This window comes from Paenarthrobacter sp. 22069 (assembly GCF_052046035.1).
Taxonomy (GTDB): domain Bacteria; phylum Actinomycetota; class Actinomycetes; order Actinomycetales; family Micrococcaceae; genus Arthrobacter.
On sequence record NZ_JBQEQF010000024.1, the window covers coordinates 1 to 19,002 of the forward strand.

Annotated in this window: 15 protein-coding genes and 2 pseudogenes; 7 read left to right on the forward strand and 10 right to left on the reverse strand. The window is 60.6% G+C overall.

Features of this window, described 5'->3' with window-relative positions; translation table 11 throughout:
* Both istA and istB read left to right on the forward strand, forming a co-directional pair.
* A partial coding sequence (istA, locus tag ACTJK0_RS17655; RefSeq protein ID WP_440746074.1) for an IS21 family transposase occupies window positions 1-1,458 on the forward strand: 1,458 nt, incomplete at its 5' end.
* On the forward strand, window positions 1,455-2,243 hold the full coding sequence (gene istB, locus ACTJK0_RS17660) for an IS21-like element helper ATPase IstB (RefSeq protein ID WP_440746075.1): 789 nt from the start codon (window positions 1,455-1,457) through the stop codon (window positions 2,241-2,243). The genes istA and istB, both read left to right, overlap by 4 nt.
* A 248-nt stretch (window positions 2,244-2,491) precedes the next feature.
* Here istB and ACTJK0_RS17665 read toward each other — a convergent pair.
* Window positions 2,492-2,881, reverse strand: a pseudogene (locus ACTJK0_RS17665) (NADPH-dependent FMN reductase); the annotation flags it as partial.
* Between the two features lie 1,511 nt (window positions 2,882-4,392).
* Here ACTJK0_RS17665 and ACTJK0_RS17670 point away from each other — a divergent pair.
* Window positions 4,393-5,901, forward strand: a complete 1,509-nt coding sequence (locus tag ACTJK0_RS17670; protein ID WP_159630053.1) for an APC family permease — start codon at window positions 4,393-4,395, stop codon at window positions 5,899-5,901.
* 613 nt (window positions 5,902-6,514) lie between these two features.
* Window positions 6,515-7,207: an SGNH/GDSL hydrolase family protein gene (locus ACTJK0_RS17675; RefSeq protein ID WP_159630055.1), complete on the forward strand. Its 693-nt coding sequence runs from the start codon at window positions 6,515-6,517 to the stop codon at window positions 7,205-7,207.
* A gap of 470 nt (window positions 7,208-7,677) precedes the next feature.
* Here the strand turns inward: ACTJK0_RS17675 and ACTJK0_RS17680 are convergent.
* The 4 genes and pseudogenes from ACTJK0_RS17680 to ACTJK0_RS17695 all read right to left on the reverse strand — a co-directional run.
* Window positions 7,678-7,866: pseudogene (locus ACTJK0_RS17680) on the reverse strand (hypothetical protein); the annotation flags it as partial.
* 786 nt (window positions 7,867-8,652) lie between these two features.
* Window positions 8,653-9,228 (reverse strand): nitroreductase family protein, encoded by a 576-nt coding sequence (locus ACTJK0_RS17685; protein ID WP_159630057.1) that lies wholly within the window; start codon window positions 9,226-9,228, stop codon window positions 8,653-8,655.
* A gap of 174 nt (window positions 9,229-9,402) precedes the next feature.
* Complete coding sequence (locus tag ACTJK0_RS17690; protein WP_223917533.1) at window positions 9,403-10,206, reverse strand: LacI family DNA-binding transcriptional regulator; 804 nt, start codon at window positions 10,204-10,206, stop codon at window positions 9,403-9,405.
* 425 nt (window positions 10,207-10,631) lie between these two features.
* The gene (locus ACTJK0_RS17695) at window positions 10,632-11,198 is read right to left on the reverse strand and encodes a recombinase family protein (protein WP_159630059.1); all 567 of its coding nucleotides are present in this window, start codon (window positions 11,196-11,198) and stop codon (window positions 10,632-10,634) included.
* Window positions 11,199-11,396: 198 nt separating this feature from the next.
* Between ACTJK0_RS17695 and ACTJK0_RS17700 the strand changes: the two genes are divergently transcribed.
* Window positions 11,397-11,693, forward strand: a complete 297-nt coding sequence (locus ACTJK0_RS17700) for a DUF4193 domain-containing protein (protein WP_159630061.1) — start codon at window positions 11,397-11,399, stop codon at window positions 11,691-11,693.
* A gap of 119 nt (window positions 11,694-11,812) precedes the next feature.
* On the opposite strand, the gene ACTJK0_RS17705 is transcribed toward ACTJK0_RS17700, so the two are convergent.
* Window positions 11,813-12,013, reverse strand: coding sequence for a hypothetical protein (locus ACTJK0_RS17705; RefSeq protein ID WP_159630063.1), 201 nt, complete (start codon window positions 12,011-12,013; stop codon window positions 11,813-11,815).
* A gap of 564 nt (window positions 12,014-12,577) precedes the next feature.
* Here ACTJK0_RS17705 and ACTJK0_RS17710 point away from each other — a divergent pair.
* A complete protein-coding gene (locus ACTJK0_RS17710) occupies window positions 12,578-13,069 on the forward strand; it encodes an Hpt domain-containing protein (protein WP_159630065.1) in 492 nt (163 codons plus the stop codon).
* Window positions 13,070-13,300: 231 nt separating this feature from the next.
* Complete coding sequence (locus tag ACTJK0_RS17715) at window positions 13,301-13,636, forward strand: YegP family protein (RefSeq protein WP_159630067.1); 336 nt, start codon at window positions 13,301-13,303, stop codon at window positions 13,634-13,636.
* Window positions 13,637-13,740: 104 nt separating this feature from the next.
* Here the strand turns inward: ACTJK0_RS17715 and ACTJK0_RS17720 are convergent, their stop codons facing one another.
* The 4 genes from ACTJK0_RS17720 to ACTJK0_RS17735 form a co-directional block, all read right to left on the reverse strand.
* Window positions 13,741-14,427, reverse strand: coding sequence for a hypothetical protein (locus ACTJK0_RS17720; protein WP_223995460.1), 687 nt, complete (start codon window positions 14,425-14,427; stop codon window positions 13,741-13,743).
* Window positions 14,428-14,451: 24 nt separating this feature from the next.
* Window positions 14,452-15,102 carry a plasmid pRiA4b ORF-3 family protein gene (locus ACTJK0_RS17725; RefSeq protein WP_223995458.1) on the reverse strand — a complete coding sequence of 217 codons (651 nt, stop codon included), beginning with the start codon at window positions 15,100-15,102 and terminating at the stop codon, window positions 14,452-14,454.
* A gap of 778 nt (window positions 15,103-15,880) precedes the next feature.
* The gene (locus ACTJK0_RS17730; RefSeq protein WP_440746076.1) at window positions 15,881-18,229 is read right to left on the reverse strand and encodes an alpha-L-rhamnosidase-related protein; all 2,349 of its coding nucleotides are present in this window, start codon (window positions 18,227-18,229) and stop codon (window positions 15,881-15,883) included.
* A gap of 41 nt (window positions 18,230-18,270) precedes the next feature.
* On the reverse strand, window positions 18,271-18,900 hold the full coding sequence (locus tag ACTJK0_RS17735; protein WP_440746077.1) for a TetR/AcrR family transcriptional regulator: 630 nt from the start codon (window positions 18,898-18,900) through the stop codon (window positions 18,271-18,273).
* Between the last annotated feature and the right edge of the window lie 102 nt (window positions 18,901-19,002).

A 19,002-nucleotide genomic window follows, 5' to 3' on the forward strand; every position in this document is an offset into this window, starting at 1 on the left:
CTCACGGGCTGCTCGCACCACACTGTAGCCAGGCACGTCGCCGCGCGGGACGCCGGCCGGCCAATTGCAGAACCGGCGCCCCGGCCCAGGGTCACGGACGCTTACCTGCCTAAGATCGAGGAATGGGTAGAGGCGTCCAAGGGCCGGATCCGCGCCGACAAGGCCCACGAAAAGCTGCTCGCCCTAGGCTATGAGGGGTCCGAGCGGTCTACGCGCCGGGCGATCGCGCAGGTCAAGGCCGCGTGGCGGCTCGGACACACCCGTGTGCACCGGCCGTGGATCACCGAGCCTGGGATGTGGCTGCAGTACGACTTCGGCGACGGGCCACGGATCGGCGGCGTAAAAACCATTCTGTTCGTTGCCTGGCTGGCGTTCTCAAGGTTCCGGATCGTGATCCCGTTGCGGGACCGGACCGCGCCGAGCGTGTTCGCAGCCCTCGACCGGTGCTTCCGGATCCTGGGCGGGGCACCAACGTATGTCCTGACCGATAACGAGAAAACCGTGACAACGGCCCATGTCGCAGGGGTTCCGGTGCGGAACCAGCAGACCCTGGACTTCGCCCGGCACTACGGGGTCACCGTGCTGACCTGCCAGCCCGCGGACCCTGCAACGAAAGGCGGAGTCGAAGCGTCGGTGAAACTGGCCAAAGCCGACCTCGTGCCCACCGACACGAACCTGAGGCCCGGTTACGCTTCCTTTGCCGAGCTGGAGGCCGCCTGCGAGGCGTTCATGGACGAGGTCAACAACCGCGAACACCGGGCCACCCGACGTAAACCCGCAATGGTTTTGGCGGAGGAAGCGGCCCGGCTGCACCGGATCCCGGAGACCGCGCACACGGTCGCGTTCGGGCTGGCCCGTATAGTCCCGGAGAACACCCCGATGGTCTCCTTCGAGAACGCCCAGTACTCGGTGCCGTCGCATTTGCTCGGCGCGAAGGTGTTCGTCCGCTCCCACGGCACCGGCCCTGACGAACAGGTCATCATCGTCCACCACGGCCCGACCGGCCCGGTCGAAGTCGCCCGCCACGGCCGGGCAAGGCCCGGCAGTCCCGCGGTCATCGAGGAGCACTTCCCAGGGACCAGTACCAGAACCCCGGGCGACTACGCCGTGAAGGCACGCACCGCCGGTGAAGCCGAGTTCCTGGCCATCGGCGCCGGCGCCAAGACCTGGCTCGTGGAAGCCGCGGCTGCAGGAACAGGCCGGATGAACATGAAAATGGCCGAGGCCGTGACCCTGGCCAAGATCGCCGGGACCGAGTCCGTGGACCGTGCCCTGGGAGACGCCGCGCTGCACGGCCGGTTCGCCCACGGCGACCTGCCCTCCATCCTGAACGCGAACATCCGCCGCACCACCACCCACGCCGCTAACGAAACCAGGTCCCTCACCCAAGGCACCAGCGCCTGGGCAGGCCTCGGCGCCGAGCCGTCCAGCGCCCCCGCAAAGGAGCAGAGCCGATGAGCCCGGTCACCACCACGAACACCACCGCCCCGGCCCTGCCGGCCGACCTCGAAGCACTGATGCGGCAACTGAAAATGCCCCACGCCCGGGCACTGGCACCGGAACTCATCGCGACCGCCCGCGCCCAGCGCTGGGAACCAACCGAGATCATCAAGGCACTGTTCACCGAAGAAGCCGCAGGCCGGGCCCGGTCCATGCTCGCCACCCGACGCAAGGCGGCAGGCTTCCCGACCGGCAAAACCTTCGACGCCTGGGACCCCGCGGCCTCGTCGATCCCGGCGCCGACCCAGCAAGCGCTCCGGACGCTGGAATGGATCACCCGACGCGAGAACCTGGTCGTCTGCGGGCCCTCCGGCACCGGGAAAACGTTCTTCCTCGAAGCCCTCGGCCAGCAAGCCGTCGAAGCAGGCATGCGCGTGGCCTGGTTCAGACTCGAAGACCTCGGCGCCCTCATCCGCGCACACCGCACCGACGACAGCGTCACCAAAGCCGTCGCCCGGATACTGCGCGCCGAACTCGTCGTAATCGATGACATCGGGCTCCTGCCGGTGGCCACCGACGCCGCCGAAGGCCTCTACAGGGTCGTGGACGCAGCCTACGAAAAACGCTCCGTCGCGATCTCCTCGAACCTGCACCCCGCCGGGTTCGACGAACTCATGCCCAAAACCCTCGCCACCGCCACCGTTGACCGGCTCCTGCACCACGCCCACGTCTGCCAAACCAGCGGCGACTCGATCCGCCTCACCCAGGCCCTCGCCGGAAAAGGAGTCACCCAACTGAACTAACACCACCCGACAATGGCCAACCCCGCCGAGAACCTTCAGTGGGCAGATCTGTTGGCCATCACCGGGCAGTTTTACTGGCCACCGGCGGGCACTTTAAATGGCCGCCCGTGGGCAGAAACTAATGGCCATTGACATACATACTTGCTCAGTTAGGCGTTAGTGCGGCCAACCTGGCGATCGGTGCTCACAAGGAAACTCCAAAGCAAGAAGCACCAAAACCTACACACATTCCTGCGGTATGTCGTTTTTTAGCGGGATAGCTTGTCCCGATCCGGCTCCGTATCGCCGATGTGCCCGGCTGTGTTTGCCGCCAGGACTCGGGCGACGAAGGCGCCGGACTCGTCCATGTAGTGGCGTAGGAACTTCGCCGTGCGTTCATCCTTGACTTCGCCCCGTTCCTCAAATACTTCGATGTCATATGAACGTACGCTTCAGGCGAATTCAGTTGGGATGCGTCCAGGATGCTGCGGAAGGACGACTGCATCACTGCTGTGCCGATGCTTCCGGGAGAGGTCCCGATGATTCCCGTGGGTTTACGGGCGAATGAATTCTTCCCCCAACGACGAGAACCACAGTCGATAGCGTTTTTAAGGGCTATCGAGAATGGAACGGTTGTATTCGTGAGACACGAAGAGGATCAATTCCAGCGTCGTGGCGCTCCTCACCTCCGGCATGGCGAAGGTCCGCTCATCCCGCCGCTAAGTTGGTCCGGCTTACTTGGTATCGCTCTCCAAACGAACGTATCCTAGGAGGCCGCGACAACCCTGGCCAGGACCGATCAAGGGAGACGAACTGGGCTTGACCTTTGTGGTTAATCGGGAACACGACTCCGCGTTTCGCTTTCGCAACAACAGGATTGCCAGTTCACCTTCTACAGCCTTCAAAGCACTGATCTTGCCGGGCCGCGTGGCCCCGACATTCCTCTGTTTCCTAGGTGAATCGGAACCTCCGCGCGCCGAACTCAATCTGCCATCCCACCTTTGGCCCCCGCTTACGGCAGAGAGTGGATCGTAAAAGATGACATCAAAGCCGTGCCGTCCAGTTGTCACGCCCGCAGGGAGGGGCGGCGCTGGAATTGCTGGTGTCACCCAATCGGGGATCCTTGCTCGGTAGTTCATTCCGTGCTTTCCTTTTCAAGCTCTTTAGCCAGGTCACGGCCTTTCCGATCTTGCCAGTCGGTTCCAGGAAATTCATAGACGATAACCTTGTGGCAGCCATACCCGGAAACCCTCATCGCCGTAGACGGCTATGCGTCCGCGGCCGCCGTCAAGCCAGACCCAGAAGACCGATGCATCTTGTGTAACGACATCCACTTCCCCGGAGACCGCCGGCTCACTGTCCCGCTGAACGATTACATAGTGACCTTCCTCCAGCTGGGCCCAGTCGGCGGCCAAGAGCTCTTCGCCCTTCTCGTGCGCCTTGGGAAAAGGGACTCCACAGTTATCCCGAGGTCCAACGTCAATACCCATCGTCGGCCGTGCGTCTACTAACGCGGCAGCTGCATCCGCCCACATGGAAAAGAATGCAAGCGATGATATGTGAGGGAACGAGTACGCTTTCATGGCCTCATTCGAACCGGGAGCGGGGTTCTCGGAACCACTGCAATCCATACAAACTCCTATGTGGGGCACCGCCGTTGGCTGCCACTGAACAGTCCGGAGCCATGGCGACGGGAAGGCGATCGTCAAAAAAGCCAATTCTTAACCGAATTTAGCGTGCCTGTGACCCCCAAGGCCATGCAGTCAATGACTGAGAGGTCATTGCTTTTTGTACGCACGTACGGTTGCGCAGCGGCCAACGATACTGCCGTCGTCTATACAATCATTCCCACCTACACCCGAAACTACTTTACAAAGGACGGCCTCGCCGGGCCGCACCACAATGCTAAAGATCAGGGTCCAAGCCGTAGGTTTCCACACTGGCAGCCATGTACGGTCTGCGTGCTTCGCCGTTCCGGCCAGAGCATGCAATTGTTACTCGCCAAGGAACGCACTCGAAGCGTTAGACGTAGCGACACAAGGTGCGCGGCATTTTTATCAATTCACGACAATCGTGAACGGTCTGCCGGGCCCCATAGTTATCCGTGTCACTCAAGACGGCGCAGCACGGGCGTCTTCAGATCCATTAAGGAAAAGGAGAATGGTGAACTATGGCAGAAAGCGCAGCTAGTGCCAAGAACATAATGCGAAAGCGGCTGAAATGGACCGATGGCTTCGCCCTGACGATCGGGGTTATGACGACGGGTATTTTCACCTCTGTCGGATACACAATGGGTACGGTAGGCCTGTGGGGCATGATCGCTGTATGGGTAAGTGCCGCGTTGATCGGACTACTCCAGGTCATGCTGTTCACTGAAATGGCGCTAATGTTTCCCAACAAGACTGGCGGCATTGGCGTGTTCGCCCACGAGGCCTGGCGGAAGTATTTTGCACCAATTGGTCCGTTCTGTGTCTACGGATACTGGATGGCTTGGTCACTCGCGCTCTCGGCGGTCGGTTTGACCTTTGGCAATCTTGTGAAAGCACAGTGGTTTCCGGATACGGGAATCTTTTTTACAATCTTTGGTGTAGATATTGGTACTCAGCATTTTATTGCAGCAGGCGCAATCATTTTGGTGTGGATGCTAAATGTGTTAGGGGTCAAGCCAACAGTTCGTGTTTTGTGGATCCTCAACATCGGAGTTGTGTTTGTCCTGCTCGTATTCGTGGTTATGCCATTCATAACAGGACAATGGAGCGCGGAGAGCTTCACGTTCCATTTCTCGGGGGCATGGGGCGGCTGGAAGCTCGCTATAGCTTTGATGTACTTGGCAGCCTGGAGCGTATACGGTACCGAAATTATTGCGACTTTCGCCCCGGAGTTCGGTGATACGAAGCGGGACGTGCCCAAGGCGACTTCGTTCAACGGGTTCACAATGGTTGCTATTTATATCTTGGTGCCTATCGGTGCAGCCGGCACGCTCGGCGAGAACGCTATAGCCAATGATCCCATTGGCTACGCAGTGTTGGCTTTCCAGCACTTAGTCGGGCCAGCCTCGGGGTTCGTCACTCTAGTTGTCTGTGCATCAATGTTTGCCTCGATGACAGCCTCCAGTGGTGGCGCGGGACGAGCCCTCTTCGGACTCGCACGCGAGGGCATGACGCTCAAACAGCTGGACCATCTTGGCAAGCGAAGTGGCATGCCCGTGCGCCAGATGACACTGGACATGGTGGTCAATGTTGCGATGGTGTTCTTCCTTGGGTCAACACTGGCGGTACTATTCGCCAGCAACTTCGGATACCTCGTGTGCACAACATTCGCAGTCGCCGGGTTCGTGTTGCTGCGCAAGGACCGCCCAGACTGGCCGAGGCCGTTCAAGTTGCGATCTTACTGGGTGGGTATTGCCGCGGTCCTTGCGATAGTTGATGCTGTCATAGCCTTGGTCGGCTTCCTTAACCCGGATCTGGGGGGTTACGGGGACGCCAGCTCGATCTTCATCGCTTTAATCCTGCTTTCTTTCGGGCCTATCACCTACGTCATCAGGAAGAAGTTCCAGGATGGTGTGAAGCTGGTGCTCCGGGAATGGGTGCCGACTCACCCAGACGAAGAAGACCCGTCGTTCGAGGGCAAGGCAAAAGGTGAAACAACCACAAGGCCGGCGGCTGCCGAATCAAGCTGACCGAGGGTGAAGTTACTTGCATGTGCCGCATGGTTGATGCACGACGCGCAGGATGCGCCTCTTCCACGGGAGCATCGCTCGAAAAATTCGTAAGGGGCATTCCATGGTTGTCGTGACCAGTTCTGCATAGGGCGTGGACTAGCCTCGGCTCTAAGTGAGGCGCCGTTCTTAATCGCATGTTAGAAACGAGGAGGGTGCTCGAAGCCGCGACGTAGTGGTTATCCAAACCATAATTTGCCGAGCTAACGAGCACCCTTTCCGTTTCTAATCTCGCCAGCTTTTACGTGATGGTCCTGAGCTACGCCGAACACTAGCAATGGGTGACAGACATAACCCTTTCGGATTAAACCTTTTCGACTCTGGTTTCCTGGACATCACGGCTTCGAACAGGGGCTGATCACCCAGATGCAAGCATCAGATTAGCCCTGCCGTGATGCCTGAGCACGACCTCTTCGAGGTGCTCTCTCCAGTTGAACTGAAGCGCCGATAGTTTGCCCTTTTGTAAAGGTGGAAGAGAGTGATGGGTCCCTTGGATGCCTCAGCCACCGTGGGCTTGCTCCCTCGGGCCAGCGAAGGGTTCACCTGCGTCGTACTAAAATTGTTGGAGCAGTAGATGGAGCAATCGTCCCTGAACAGTAAGACGGCAGCCGGAGCGGCGCTGCTGGTTGCTATGAGCGCATGCGCCCCTGCCGGCGTCGACTGGCCTGTGCACGAAACGATGTCAATGGACATAGCCAGGGTTGTCGTGATTGGAGACTCGCTGAGTACCGGGTTGGGGACATCCCCACAACAGGCTTGGCCAGAACTCCTTAAGTCGGCACCCGGTTTCGACAAGCGTGCGGTTGAGATCACTAATGCTGCCGAGAACGGCAGCGGCTACATAGCCACGGGTGTTGATGGCGACACTTTCCACGGGGAAGTCCAGGCGGCAGTCACACCTTCAACCGATGTGATCTTGTTTTTCGGGTCAGACAACGACGCGGGGACAGATCCTGAGGAGCTCAAGGCGGCGGTAGCGTCAACGTTCGACGCCGCGTCGTCGCTGGCTCCCCAGGCCAGTCTCGTCGCGATCGGTCCGTTGACCGGGAGCGAGGGGCTGGATCAGGTGTTGGCCGCCGTGTGCCGTTCTGACGCTTCTGCCGTGCGCGATAAAGGGGTGAAATTCTTTGATCCCATAGCGGAGCACTGGCTCGGTGGCCGCGCCAGTGTGCTGCTCGGACCAGACGGCGAGCATCCCAGCGCCAAAGGACAGAGGTTCCTGCGAGACAAAATAGGGAGAATTCTTAGAGCCGCCCTATCCGACTGAAAGGCTCAAGGCGAAGTTCAGATTTACTGACAGTAGATCATGATGTTCTCAGATCACCGCCGGACGGTCGGAAGGGAAGAGGCTAAGCGGGTGAAACCCGGGAGTAGTCGAAGTACGCAAAGAAGTTGGGGCTAGACGGGATAAATTTGGGGCCGTGAGGAGCTATGCCCGCGTGCGCCTCAGAGGAGGCGTTAAGAACGAATGGGAAGCCCCCGTCCAACGTACGCGTGTGTGTTTCGCCTTGTCAGGCGCTTTCCACGTCAGGTTGGGGTGTGCCTTAGCCGGGCGAAGCCCGGGACCTTGAGCTAAGTCTTAGGACTTATGGATTCGGTTATACAAGAGAAGGCCTCCGGATTTGGACACCGGAAGCGCGTTCAATCGCATGGCCAAGGCGGTCATGGATGCTCGCCACGAGCCAGACAACGAGAGTTTCGAGTTGTTGAAGTTTGATTCGCTCCAGTTCTGGAAGATTACCTCCTAGGCCTCTCGAGACTTCGACGATGCGCTTCGGCGGCTTCTCGTCCGGGCGGGGGCAGCCACACTACGCTCTGTCTTCCGTCCTTCGGGTCGGGCATCCGTCCCACCAGACAGGCCACTTCAAGCCGCCGAACAACTCTGCTCACGTTAAACCGGCCCGTGCCGATGGCGTCTGCGATGTCCGTTGGACGGGCCGTGGTCCGCTAGATCAGTTGGTTGAGCAGCAAGAAAGCCGGCATGTCTCCAGGCAAGGGGCCCCCGCTCTGAACGAGAATGCTCTCGCGCACGGCGGTGGAATTCATTGCCCCGCCCATGAAGTAGGGGCACTGGGCTCACTACCACGTTCCGTAGGTCCACGCTCTCTTATGGTGCGCCGGAGCAACGCCTTGCAGCGCTGGCCTATGGCCGCATTCTTCAGTACGGCGAGGTGATGGGGATGGCCCCCGGAGCGGCGGGAGCGGCATCGCCAGGGCAATGGCACTCGGGCTTCGGGCATCCACCGGCGCAATGGTGTACACGCCGACCCGGGGGTGCTCGACCGCTGCCTTCCGGTACTAGGTGGGGGTCGGAGCACCAGCGCAGCGCGGGCTGGTCCCACTCCCAGGTGACCGCATGTACCGAGGACGGGCCCCGTTACCATGCGATTGCTGCCGGCCCCGGCGATCCCGCCACGGCTGTGATGGCAGGGGAGACTGCACACGCTCCTGCCCTCGCAGGTGACCGGCTGCCGACCGCGAAAGGGTCGCTGACACCGGCACTGCACTGGGCAACGTGCTCATACAGCGATTTCGTGCGGCCAGCCACACTTATGAGGTATCCAACTCGTCTGAACCCATGTCCTGCACGTCGACGGCGCAGGCAGGGGAGGTTGGTTCCCTCCACCTTGGTCTGGCGCAGGCGGCTTTTTCCACCCTTTGTAGGCGCCGCGCTGTTTGATTAGGGCAAGTTTCTTTTGTGCGCTGTAGGGTTTAACTGCGTAGTAATACAAGCTCGTCGAGTGGAAGGCGCTTTCGTGGGGCTGTCTCTCGTTGCTCCAGAATCTCGGAGAGGCGATCCGCGCTTGCAACCGTGCCCACGGCAGTGACGGTCATGGGCTTAAGATTTTCAGCAAGATTGAAGGCTTTCGTGAGCTTGTTCCAATCGACGCCCGCCATCTGGTGGGTGTAAAGGCCGTCTGCCTGCGCCTGCACACTAAAGTGAGCCAACGACTGGCCAAGGTCGTACTCTGCGTACGGTCGCCCATCCCCTTCCGGCGAGGACGTCTCCGCGATGCCCACCACCAGCGCCGACGCGGTGTGCGCCCATGAAGCGTTTAAACCAGCAAGGGCAGAGACGATAGTGTCGAATTCCGGTGTATTTCGGCGAGTCACGATGAAACGGCGGGGTTGATTGTTGCTCGCCGAGGGAGCCCAGCGCGCAGCCTCAAGAAGCGCGTCAAGCTGAGCATCGGTGATGCTAACGTCCGGATCGAAGGACCGAGGGCTCCAACGCTGAGACAGCTCCGAGATGATTGGAACACGCGTGTCAGCGGTACGGGAGGTCATTACGTCGGAGGGTTTCAATGTTATAGCTCTCTTCGTTTCTTTACGATTGCTCAGTCACAAGCCCACCCTAATAGGTAGGGCTCAGAACGGTCAGATCGGGTAATTTCTCATCAACACTAGGGCGTCCCTCACAAGATAGGCTTGTCCTTTTTATGTAATTTCTGCACAGGGTTTTTACGTACTCCGTGCAATTGAAGAGGTTTGCACAAGATTTCCCGAGGAGAGAAAACGGAATTGAGCGGACTCTCGCCCAGTGCGTATCCCAGCAGTGGCAAGTCTTGCCTGTGCAGTTCGGCCGGCGTCCTTGAGCGCTGCTTCCCACCCGCGCTTTCGCACGCGCCCGTCAAACCACTCCATGGAACCTGCGATGTGGGCGATGTCTGTGTGTCCGAGGTCAATGAGGTGCTGAGTTGCCAGCCGGGCCCCGAGTTCTTGATTTTCAGAGTAAGTGAAGACATCAGGAGTGGAAGAAACACCCGCTGCCACCATTTCAAGAGGCACCCGACGTGTTGCGCGCCAAACGGCAGCAGCCATGGACACCAGCGGCGCGATGACAATTATGCCGTCGACTCCGAGGTCTTCCAAGGTGTTGAGCGCGTTTGGGATCGATTCCTCGTACGGGGGTCGGACGGAAGCTACAGTGGTTGAGTATCCCTTTTCCCTGGCTACGTTCTCCAGCGCCAGAAGCGTTCCGACCGGCCCAAAACGCGGGGACCCATCGGTTACGATGCCGATGGATGTCGAGCGACTGGTCACAAGAGTGGTAGCGGCCCTATTGCGGCGATACCCAACATCCTTAATGATCTGCAATACCCGCTGCCGGGTAGACTCGTTGACTTCGGGATGGCCGTTAAGAACTCGGGAGACGGTTCCGTATGAAACGCCTGCCATTTGTGCGACTTCTTTAATAGTCATCCGCCGCTGGGGCGGGTTCGAGCCGGAGCCGTTCACCTCCGGGTGCGTCGCTGCTCCTGCCACAGCCGCGCCTCCTAACTCTTCACCTGGACCAACCGTCATGTATCCGCAATCAAACACTACGCGGCCAAGCCATCACGTACGCGCTCGTTGCCAGCAGCAGAGCACTGTGCTTCCAAATTTCGCCGTGCTTCAGGTGATGAGGCAGAGGGCGGACTCCTAATTTGGGCCACTTCTACATGCGGGGCCAAAGTGCCGATAATGGACGTTCTGTAGGGCCGGGGGAGTGGGGAGCGCTAGAGCTCAGTATGCTCCGTTCCGCCGTTCGCACGCTGACCCCTCAGTGACAGTGGGCAGGCGATGCCGGCGCCGGCCGAAGGCACTGGAATTGGCGAAACTCCGGCCAAATAGCGGTTGGCCGGAGTTCCGTGGACAACACTGCAGGGTGAACCTTGGGGTTGTGTGGGAGCGCCGGGCAGGGGAGGGGTTTACTTCAGCGCCGCTTGGCGGAGGTACTGGTAGACCGTTTCCCTGCTGATTCCGTAATCGCGGGCCAGTACGACTTTAGGGATGCCGGTGCCGGCTCGCTGGACCAGTTCGGCCGCACGCTCGGGTGTCAGAGTCTTTTTCCGTCCTTTGTAGGCGCCGCGTTGTCTGGCCAGCGCGATGCCTTCGCGCTGGCGTTCCCTGATCAGTGAGCGTTCGAATTCGGCGAAGGCGCCCATGACGGAGAGCATGAGGTTGGCCATGGGGGAGTCCTCGCCGGTGAAGACGAGCTGTTCTTTGAGGAACTCCACCCGGACCCCGCGCCGGGTGAGCCCTTGGACCAGGGCGCGAAGGTCATCGAGGTTGCGGGCGAGCCGGTCCATGCTGTGCACGACCACGGTGTCCCCGTCGCGGACGAACCGCAGCAACTCGGTCAGCTGCGGCCTTGCGGTGTCCCGGCCGGAGGCCTTGTCGGTGAACGTCCGGTCCAGGACCTGGCCATCAAGCTGGCGCAGCTCATTTTGGTCCACGGTGCTCACCCGCACGTAGCCGATGCGCTGACCATTCACGACGGCCTCCAATCCTCGCGGTGTGAGAACGAGTGTCGACCCCACCAGCGCAGAGGTCAAGACACGGGTCTGTCCAAAACCGCCTGACGACTAATTGCCAAGGAACGCACGTCCGGCAGGGGAACAACCCTGCCATGGTGTACGTTGCTCTCTGGTCGGGAAAGACCCGGTCAAAGACTGAAATGAGCACCGCCTACCGTGGCTACCGATTACGACGAAGTCCGTTCCGACGTCAAGGAATCCCAGGACCGGTCCCTCGAGGCGTTGAAGTCGGCCAGCGCTCCTGATGCCCGCAGCGTCGTCACCGAACTGGACGTGGCCGACGACGAAGGGCTGACGCCCGGCGGGGAAATCGTCTCCGAGGAACTCATCGTCCAGGTCATCCCGCAGGGCAAGGACGAGTTCACCTGCGCATCCTGCTTCCTCGTCCGGCACCGGTCCCAGCTCGCCGTCGAACGCAACGGCCAGCCTTACTGCATCGAGTGCGAAGGCTGACAACCTCGGGACGGCTCCCGCAACCTTCCCGACGCCGAGGACTTTTCGTCGTTCCCTGACCCCTGCCACTGCTGGTGACTCACTGCCGGCAGTGAGCCGTTCGGGGAGGGGCAGGGCTTTTAGAGCAGATCCAATTCCTGGATGAGTCCGTATTCAACGCCGGTGCTTAGGGTGGCAGTGAATGACCTGAAGCTGTGTCGGGTGATTAGTATGCCGCGGTCCGTTGCCTTCTCGCTGAGCAGGCGGGTGGCTTCTTCAAGCTGCAGATCTCTGGATGCGCGGTCGTGGGCTTCGATGATGATGGTGTCGTGGGTGAACATTGTTGGTCTCCTTTGTCCAATGTAAGAGTGGCGGCAAAGCTTTTGGCTGGGCTGGTTGCCGGAAGAGTGGTGGATCTTCAAAACCCTGGGAGCCGCCGACGGGCGCGCTGCAACAGATTTTGGTTGTGCTGTTTGGTGTGCCATCTCGCCGCCCTCAGGGGGCTTGTGGGCCCCTGGGTCAGCTTGGAGCCGATGAATGCGTGCTCGGCTTGCCTGCTTGGTTTCAGGCTCTGCGGAGGCGGCTTCGTTGGGCCGCGGCGGTAGCTGGCGACCTAACAGTTTGTGATGAAAGACGGGCGGGATGGGATCCCGGCTGGGTTTGGAAAACAACACTTTCCGCGCGGCGCATCCTCCGCCGAAACCTATGATTCATCAAAAGCTTCGCTCCAACAAATTGGCAGTGGAGACTCATTTTCAGGCGTGCATCTTGAGGAAATCTTGATCCGCAGGAAGCACCCGCTTGATCCTTTTCAGGAAGAGTGTCTTGGTCAGGTCATGCAGAGCGCCTGGCCAGTAACGGGGCTCGGGTTCCGTTGGCGGCGCTCGTAATCTTTGAGGATCCGTTTGAGAACCACCGTCAATATATTGCGTTTAGAACGACCCGGAGCTGCTGAGGCGATGGGCCCACGGGACGCTGACTCGGCCGCTTCGTTGCCGGGTGTCACCGGCGATATGTCGGCTCTCGACCTGCAAAGCCTGTGGAACATTGCCGAGGATACGCAGGGCCCTGCCCTGGCCCTGCAATTCCTCAGCGACTTTTTCAGCCTGCAGCAGGCTCGAGTGTCCCGGATCCTCGCCACTCTGGCCGAGGAGGACCCCGCGGGCTCAGCTAATGCTGTCCGTAGTTTGCACACTGCATCGTCCATGGCTGGCGCAAAGCACATTGCCGAGCGCTGCGCGATCATCCTGCCACTGGTCGGGGCCAGGAATTTCACGTCCGCGCGGGTACATGCAACGGCCCTGCAGTGCGACGTAGAGGCTCTGACTGCCGCTTCCCCCATGCTGCTGGAGCAAGCGGAGGCCCGGCTTGGTTCCATGCCAGCTGCCCACGCCTAGAATGCGGGGAAGCCGCCCCCTGGAATGGGACCGAGAGCAGGACATCAATTCGCCCTGGATGCCACGCGAGGCTTGCGTCCGCGGGCGTCCCTGGGCAAGACTCGGGGGACGCATGCTGAGTTGATGAAAAATTTGGAGCGGGATACACCACGAAAAGCGCTGGCAACGATGCTTGGCGCCCGCCGGCTGCGAAGGTGCAGCCACGAGGTCCCGCAGACCGAAAGGATCGCAATGGCAGGAATGTTCGAACTGTTTATCGACGCACAATCAGCTTTCAGGTTCCGTCTGACAGCACCGGACGGCACCGTAATGGCCGTATCCAGACCCTTCACGACCAAGACCGACGCCGTGGCAGGGATCGCCGCCGTCCGCGAGTACGCCGGCATGGGACTGATTACCGATTCCTGTACGACCCTCAGCGCTATCGGACATCGAGCCTACAATGACCCGCCTGCTCCGGCGGGCTCCCAACGGGTTCCCAAAATCGATTTCCATGGGCGCGCCCGTGCGGTCCGCCGGGCCGTCTCCGGTCCGCGCTGGGCCGGGGCAATACACAACTTTTCCTGAGCCCGGGGAGGGCCCGCCTCTGCCCCTTCCCAGCTCCAGCTTTACGTAAGATCCGATATCGGCTCTTTAAAATTGCTGGGGGAGAGGCCTAAAAATGCCCGGTTTTAGCGGCCGGTGAGGGTTCTGTCGGCCGGCGGCGGCGCGGCTGCCGGGTCGGTGTCGATGCTGTAGATGATTTCTGAGTGGTCGGTGAGCAAGGCAATGTTCTCGGTCGTGATGCTGATGAACGCCGACCGGTTCTTCAGGTGCTGGACCAGCTCCGTATACGGCCACAGCAGCCGGTCCACGTAGGTGTTGAACGACCGGCCGCTTGCTTTGGCATAGGCTGCGACGAGCGTAGGGTCGGTGATCCTTCTGCCGTAGGTGAGTTCGAGGTCGACGTCGCCCAGCGGGTCGATCTGAGGGTTGAGGTAGCTGCCGAAAACCCGCAACGTGTCGATGAACAGAGGCTTGGCCGGGTCGGCGTTGTAGGCGCGTGCCCGCTCCAGCAGTTCCGACACCAGGCGGTCGGCGGTTTTCCGGCTGATCGGTTTCCCGAAGCTTGCCATCGCCAGAGCGTTGCCCTGGATGGTCGTGTCCCACCAGATGTCCCCGGCGGCGTCGGTCTCGACCCTCTCCATGTATCCGGCAGCTTCCAATTGGGCCAGCACCGTCCCTGGTTGATGCCCGGTGCCGTCGAGGAGGTCTGCCACACCCACGTCGGTCATTTCCCGGCCCCTGAACCGGCGGACGATCGCGCGGGCCAAGTCGGCCGGCAGCCCGGCGATGACATCCGATTTCGCTACCCTCACAACCACAGCCTACGGGCGAAAATCTCAGTCACTAATCACCTGTGCTGCCAGCGCCTGGTTCAACGCCGGGATGTCCAGGAAGACGGGGTCAAATGGTTCATCCGTGCCGGTGGTCTCTGCGGCCCACTCGGTGTGCTCTGTGTGGTCTGGATGAGCCGGGTCGGCCAATGCCTCGAGGAGTTCTTCGTACCCCGGGAATCCTCCCGAGTCTTCCAGCGGGCCGCGGCGGGCACCGTCGAGCACGCGGGCCGCCGGAGTGCCGTCGGCTGCGGGGCGCCGCGTCACCAGCTCAAGCCGGTGCAGCCAGCTGTCGCCGAAGTCGTATTCGTAAAAGGCCGCGCCACCGCCCAGCGCCAGCAGCTGCGCAAGGGCCAAGTCTTCCTCTGGCCTGTCATCCGGTTCGTCGCACTCCCGCCGGGGAAGCCATTGCAGCGTCTCTGGAATCTGACCATCCACCGGCCGCAGCGGCGCGAACGAGTCATCGGCTGTGAACCTGTGCAGGTGCATGTCCTCCCAGCCAAAGGCAGTTTGCAGGATCTGGTGGACCCGGTCCAGGCTCAATGAGCCGCGGACCTCCAGTTGGCGCCATATTTTTGGGTTACTGTCGACCAGCTCGACGCGAACCTCCAGCATCCACCCCGATGTCCGGCCCATGGTGGTAGAAATGTTCTCCATGCAGGCCATTCTTGCAGCCGACGCCGCTCGCTTCCGGAGACCCTGGCCACTCCCCCGCCATCGAACCTCAGCCTTACAGAATCTCCATTATCGGCGTTTAAAAACAGGCAAGGGAGAGCCTGGAAAAGGTGCTGTTCTGACCGTCAGTCGTAGCGCTTTTTCCCCGAAGTCCGGTGCGTCAGAACAGCTCGGCGGGCGAAGGCAGAGTCAAACGGTGCGTCAGAGCGGGTCATGCCTGCCACCCAGGCAACATGTTTGGCGTGATCGGGATGGTCTGGGTCGGCAGGCTTCGGTGTGTCAGCGATGGTCGAAAACTGAGCCATTTCGCGCCGTCACAATGGCTCAGTTTTCGACCGTCACCGACACGGTGATCTCCTCGTACCCCGGCAATGCTCCCGAGTCCTTCAGTGGGTCGTTCCGGGCACCGTCAATCAGCCGAGCCGGTGACACGCCATCTTTAGGCACCGTCGCGACACCAACTCGAGCCGGTGTAGCCAGCTGTCGCCAAAGTCGTACTCGTAGAACGCTTCGCTTGAACCTAACGCGAGCAGCTGATCAAAGCAACAGTCCTTTTCGGGCCCTGTCGCCAGGCTCTTCACAGCTGTATAGGCGCGCGTTCTCCCAGCCAAAGGCTGCCTGCGGGACCTGACGTACCTGAAACAAAACTAACGAGCCAGGAGCTCGAAGCGCCGCAAAATCTCAGGCTCATCGTCGAGACTTGCCCATGCAGCAGCCCATTTCTACAGGTGTGCCTTACCTGGCTCTGATGTTTGTCCTCTTACTCTGCTCCACGGTCAAGTGTGAAAGCTATCGGGCGCATCGAGCCTGGCTCCGGGGCAGGGTGGCCAGACACGGCATCGGAGGGTATTTCGACAGAGATGGCCATCGGGGCCGTGACCTGTACATAGGTCTTCTGGCCGCGTCGTTCGCAGGAGATCTGTAGCTCACCGTGGGGTGTGGGGATAACACCGGCGGCTTTGGAGCGGTTGCCGAGTCGTGGTGCCACGCTGACGCGTGACCAGCCAGGCTCGAGAGGGACAGCTCCCAGGACGTAGCGGGGGAAGTAAAGCAACGGCACAGCACCCCAGGCGTGGCAGTCGCTGCGGAGACTGGTCGTGTCTTCTGCCCATGTAGTGAGGTTGTGGTCGAGCATTTCTGACCACGGCGACCAATCCACCAGGTCGCTGAGACCTGCTTGCTCGAGTGCCTGTATTTGCGGGAGGGCCATGGCATAGGAACAAGCGGCGAGGGCTGGATTATCTAAGGCCAAGCGTAGGAGGTCAGCGGCCGCCGTTTTGGTCAGCCGCCCGGTCAGGACTGCCCACACCTGTGCGTGGACGCTCTCGGGAAGGCCGCCTGGGGCGTCTGCATACAGGCCGGTGGCCGGGTCGATACTCCCCTCGAGTGCGACATCTGCCAGTTCGGCAGCGCGTGCTGCATACGCCTCCGCCTTGGCCTGCTCATCGCATTCCTGGGCGATGAGCGCCGCGTTGGTGAGGGCTACCGAGTACATCAGGGTAAGGATTGTGCTTGCCCCGTCGTGACGCACGACGGGCACTCCCCTGGACTCGTTCCATTGGGAAGTCCAGTCCACGAAGTTCCAATATTCCTCGCCCGTGAAGGCGACGAACCCGTCCTTCGTCACTGCCCTCTCATATGCAGCGAATACGGCGTCGATTCGTGGGAGGAAACGCCGGCTGAACGCACGGTCTGCGCGAAGCATGAGATGGTCGGCGATCATGAACACCCAATACAGGGCGAACCCGGGAATGTATTGCGGGGCACCCGCCGAGGGTGACCGGGCTTCTACGAGCCCGTCGAATTCCCCGGAGTCGGCGAAATCTTCGATCGCGCGGCGCACCATTCTGTCATCCTGCCCCAGGTGCAGGGCGAATAGCGCCTGCGACCGGGTGTCCATGGCGTACTGCAGTTGTTCGTAGTAGGGGCAGTCCTCGAAAGTGTCGTGCATGCACGCACGCAGAGTCCGTTCGCTGACCTCCCATAGGCGTGTGTCCAGAGGAAGGTCGGAGTGAAAGGAACCCGTGACCGTGAAGTCGGCTTGGATGCGGGTCAGTCGCGGTGGGGTGAGAGTGACGGGAGCTGACGCCGGCTCAACGGTGATTCGCAGGTAACGCAGGGTCCGGTACCAAAACGGTTCATAATGATGCTGACCTGCATCGGCGAACGTGTATATGTCGGCGTCGCCGTAGAGGTCACCGTTGCGGGAATCGGATCTGTCACCTTTTCTGCGGGCCCAGGGGGCAAAGATTGGTTCGAGCTCATAACACTCAGCTGCGAGTATCTCGAATCGGGTGTTCTCCGGCCCGTGTGCCTTAAATGAGAGTTGTGCGGTCAGAAGGACGCCAGCGTCGAAATCGAGAACGATGCGGCGGCCGGCTGGAATGACAAGTGGCTCACCGCGCAGCAGCGGAGTGGGGTCGAGGTCACCTTCGCGGGCGGTCACACCGACGAAATTAACATCCTCCAGGGACAGGGGTGCAGTTGGCCGATTGAACAGGGGTGCCGGCGCAGCTGCCGGAAAGCCTGGATGCCCGACTGCTGCGCGGGGCGTCTTCCAGTGGGAATCGTCTGCTTCGGGGTAGTGGAAGTCCGCAGCGACAGCGTTGCCCTCCGTTTCCTCTTGAATGCCAAGGAAAACCGTGTACAGGCCCTGTGAAACGGTCACCGGAAGCCTGGTGACCCGCCATGCATCCACGGCTGCCAGATCCGTGTCACCCGCGACACCTGTCACGTGGAGCGCCGGGGATGATCGACGCCGGACCGAGAAGTTGCCGTGTTCGTTGCTGCGGTAAGACAGAACTTCGATGGTGATCGCATTGGGGCCGGGTCGCAACGCATGGCCAATCGCTACTTCGTCGAAAAACCAGGCGGAGCGGCGGGGCTTGGCGGGGCCCACGGACAGAAGCTCGCCGTTAACCCGGAGCTTGTATCGGGAGTCAGCTGCGATCGTCAGGGATGTCGGCTGGGGCTGCCCGACGTCAACAACGGCGCGGAACAGATGGATATCGGCGATGCCCCTGGCGTCATCCGAGTGCGGGGCGAAAAACCAGGTTTGGCCACCGGATGCGATCGTCGCGTCCTCGGCAGTGTCAAGATCAGTCGCCATTGCCGATGGTACCCCTTTGTCTCGTATGCGTAACGAGGAGGTTATCCCGGCTCAGCGCGAATTTCAACCGCTGGTGGGTTTTCGCGGAACCCTCCAGCCATTAGCTTGCCGAGCACCTTGAAATGCTCCGCCATTCCTATGCCGGGATCCAGAAGCCATTGAATCTGGAGGCCGTCCGACACCGCCAGTAAGATGCGCGCGACTGTCTTTGGGTCAACATCGGGATCCATAAGACCGCGTTCCTGTTCCGAACTCACGATCCGGGTGAATTCGGCGGTGGCCTCCTGGTAGTGGCGCTCAAAAAATTGGCGACCCGCGGAATCGGTTTTTGGGGACGCGGCAGCGTGCCCCGCCATGGCCGTGAACAGGGCCACGGCACCTGGCACCTGAGAGTTGTGCTCGAAGGTAAGCGCGAAAGCATCGCTCAAGTTCGGAGTGTTGGCTATCCGGTCGGCGTCAAGGTTGCGGCGCCGCTCAAGCGCTGCCAGCAGAAGCTCATGCCATGAATCGAAGTGGTATAGGAGGCCGGCCTTGCTCATCCCGCACTCCTTGGCCACTGCGGTGAAGGTGAGATCTTCGTAGCCGATTTCATCAACCATCCGAAGGGTTGTGTCGAGTACGGTTTCGCGGATATCCGCCGTCTTTGCGTAAGGACCCCTGGGTGGTGACATGGCTCCGATATTACTCCCCAGCAACGAAATCCTACCGGTGGTTGATTTTTGGAAGGTTTCAATTTAGTGTTTGTGTCCAGCGCCACATCGCGTGACCCTGGA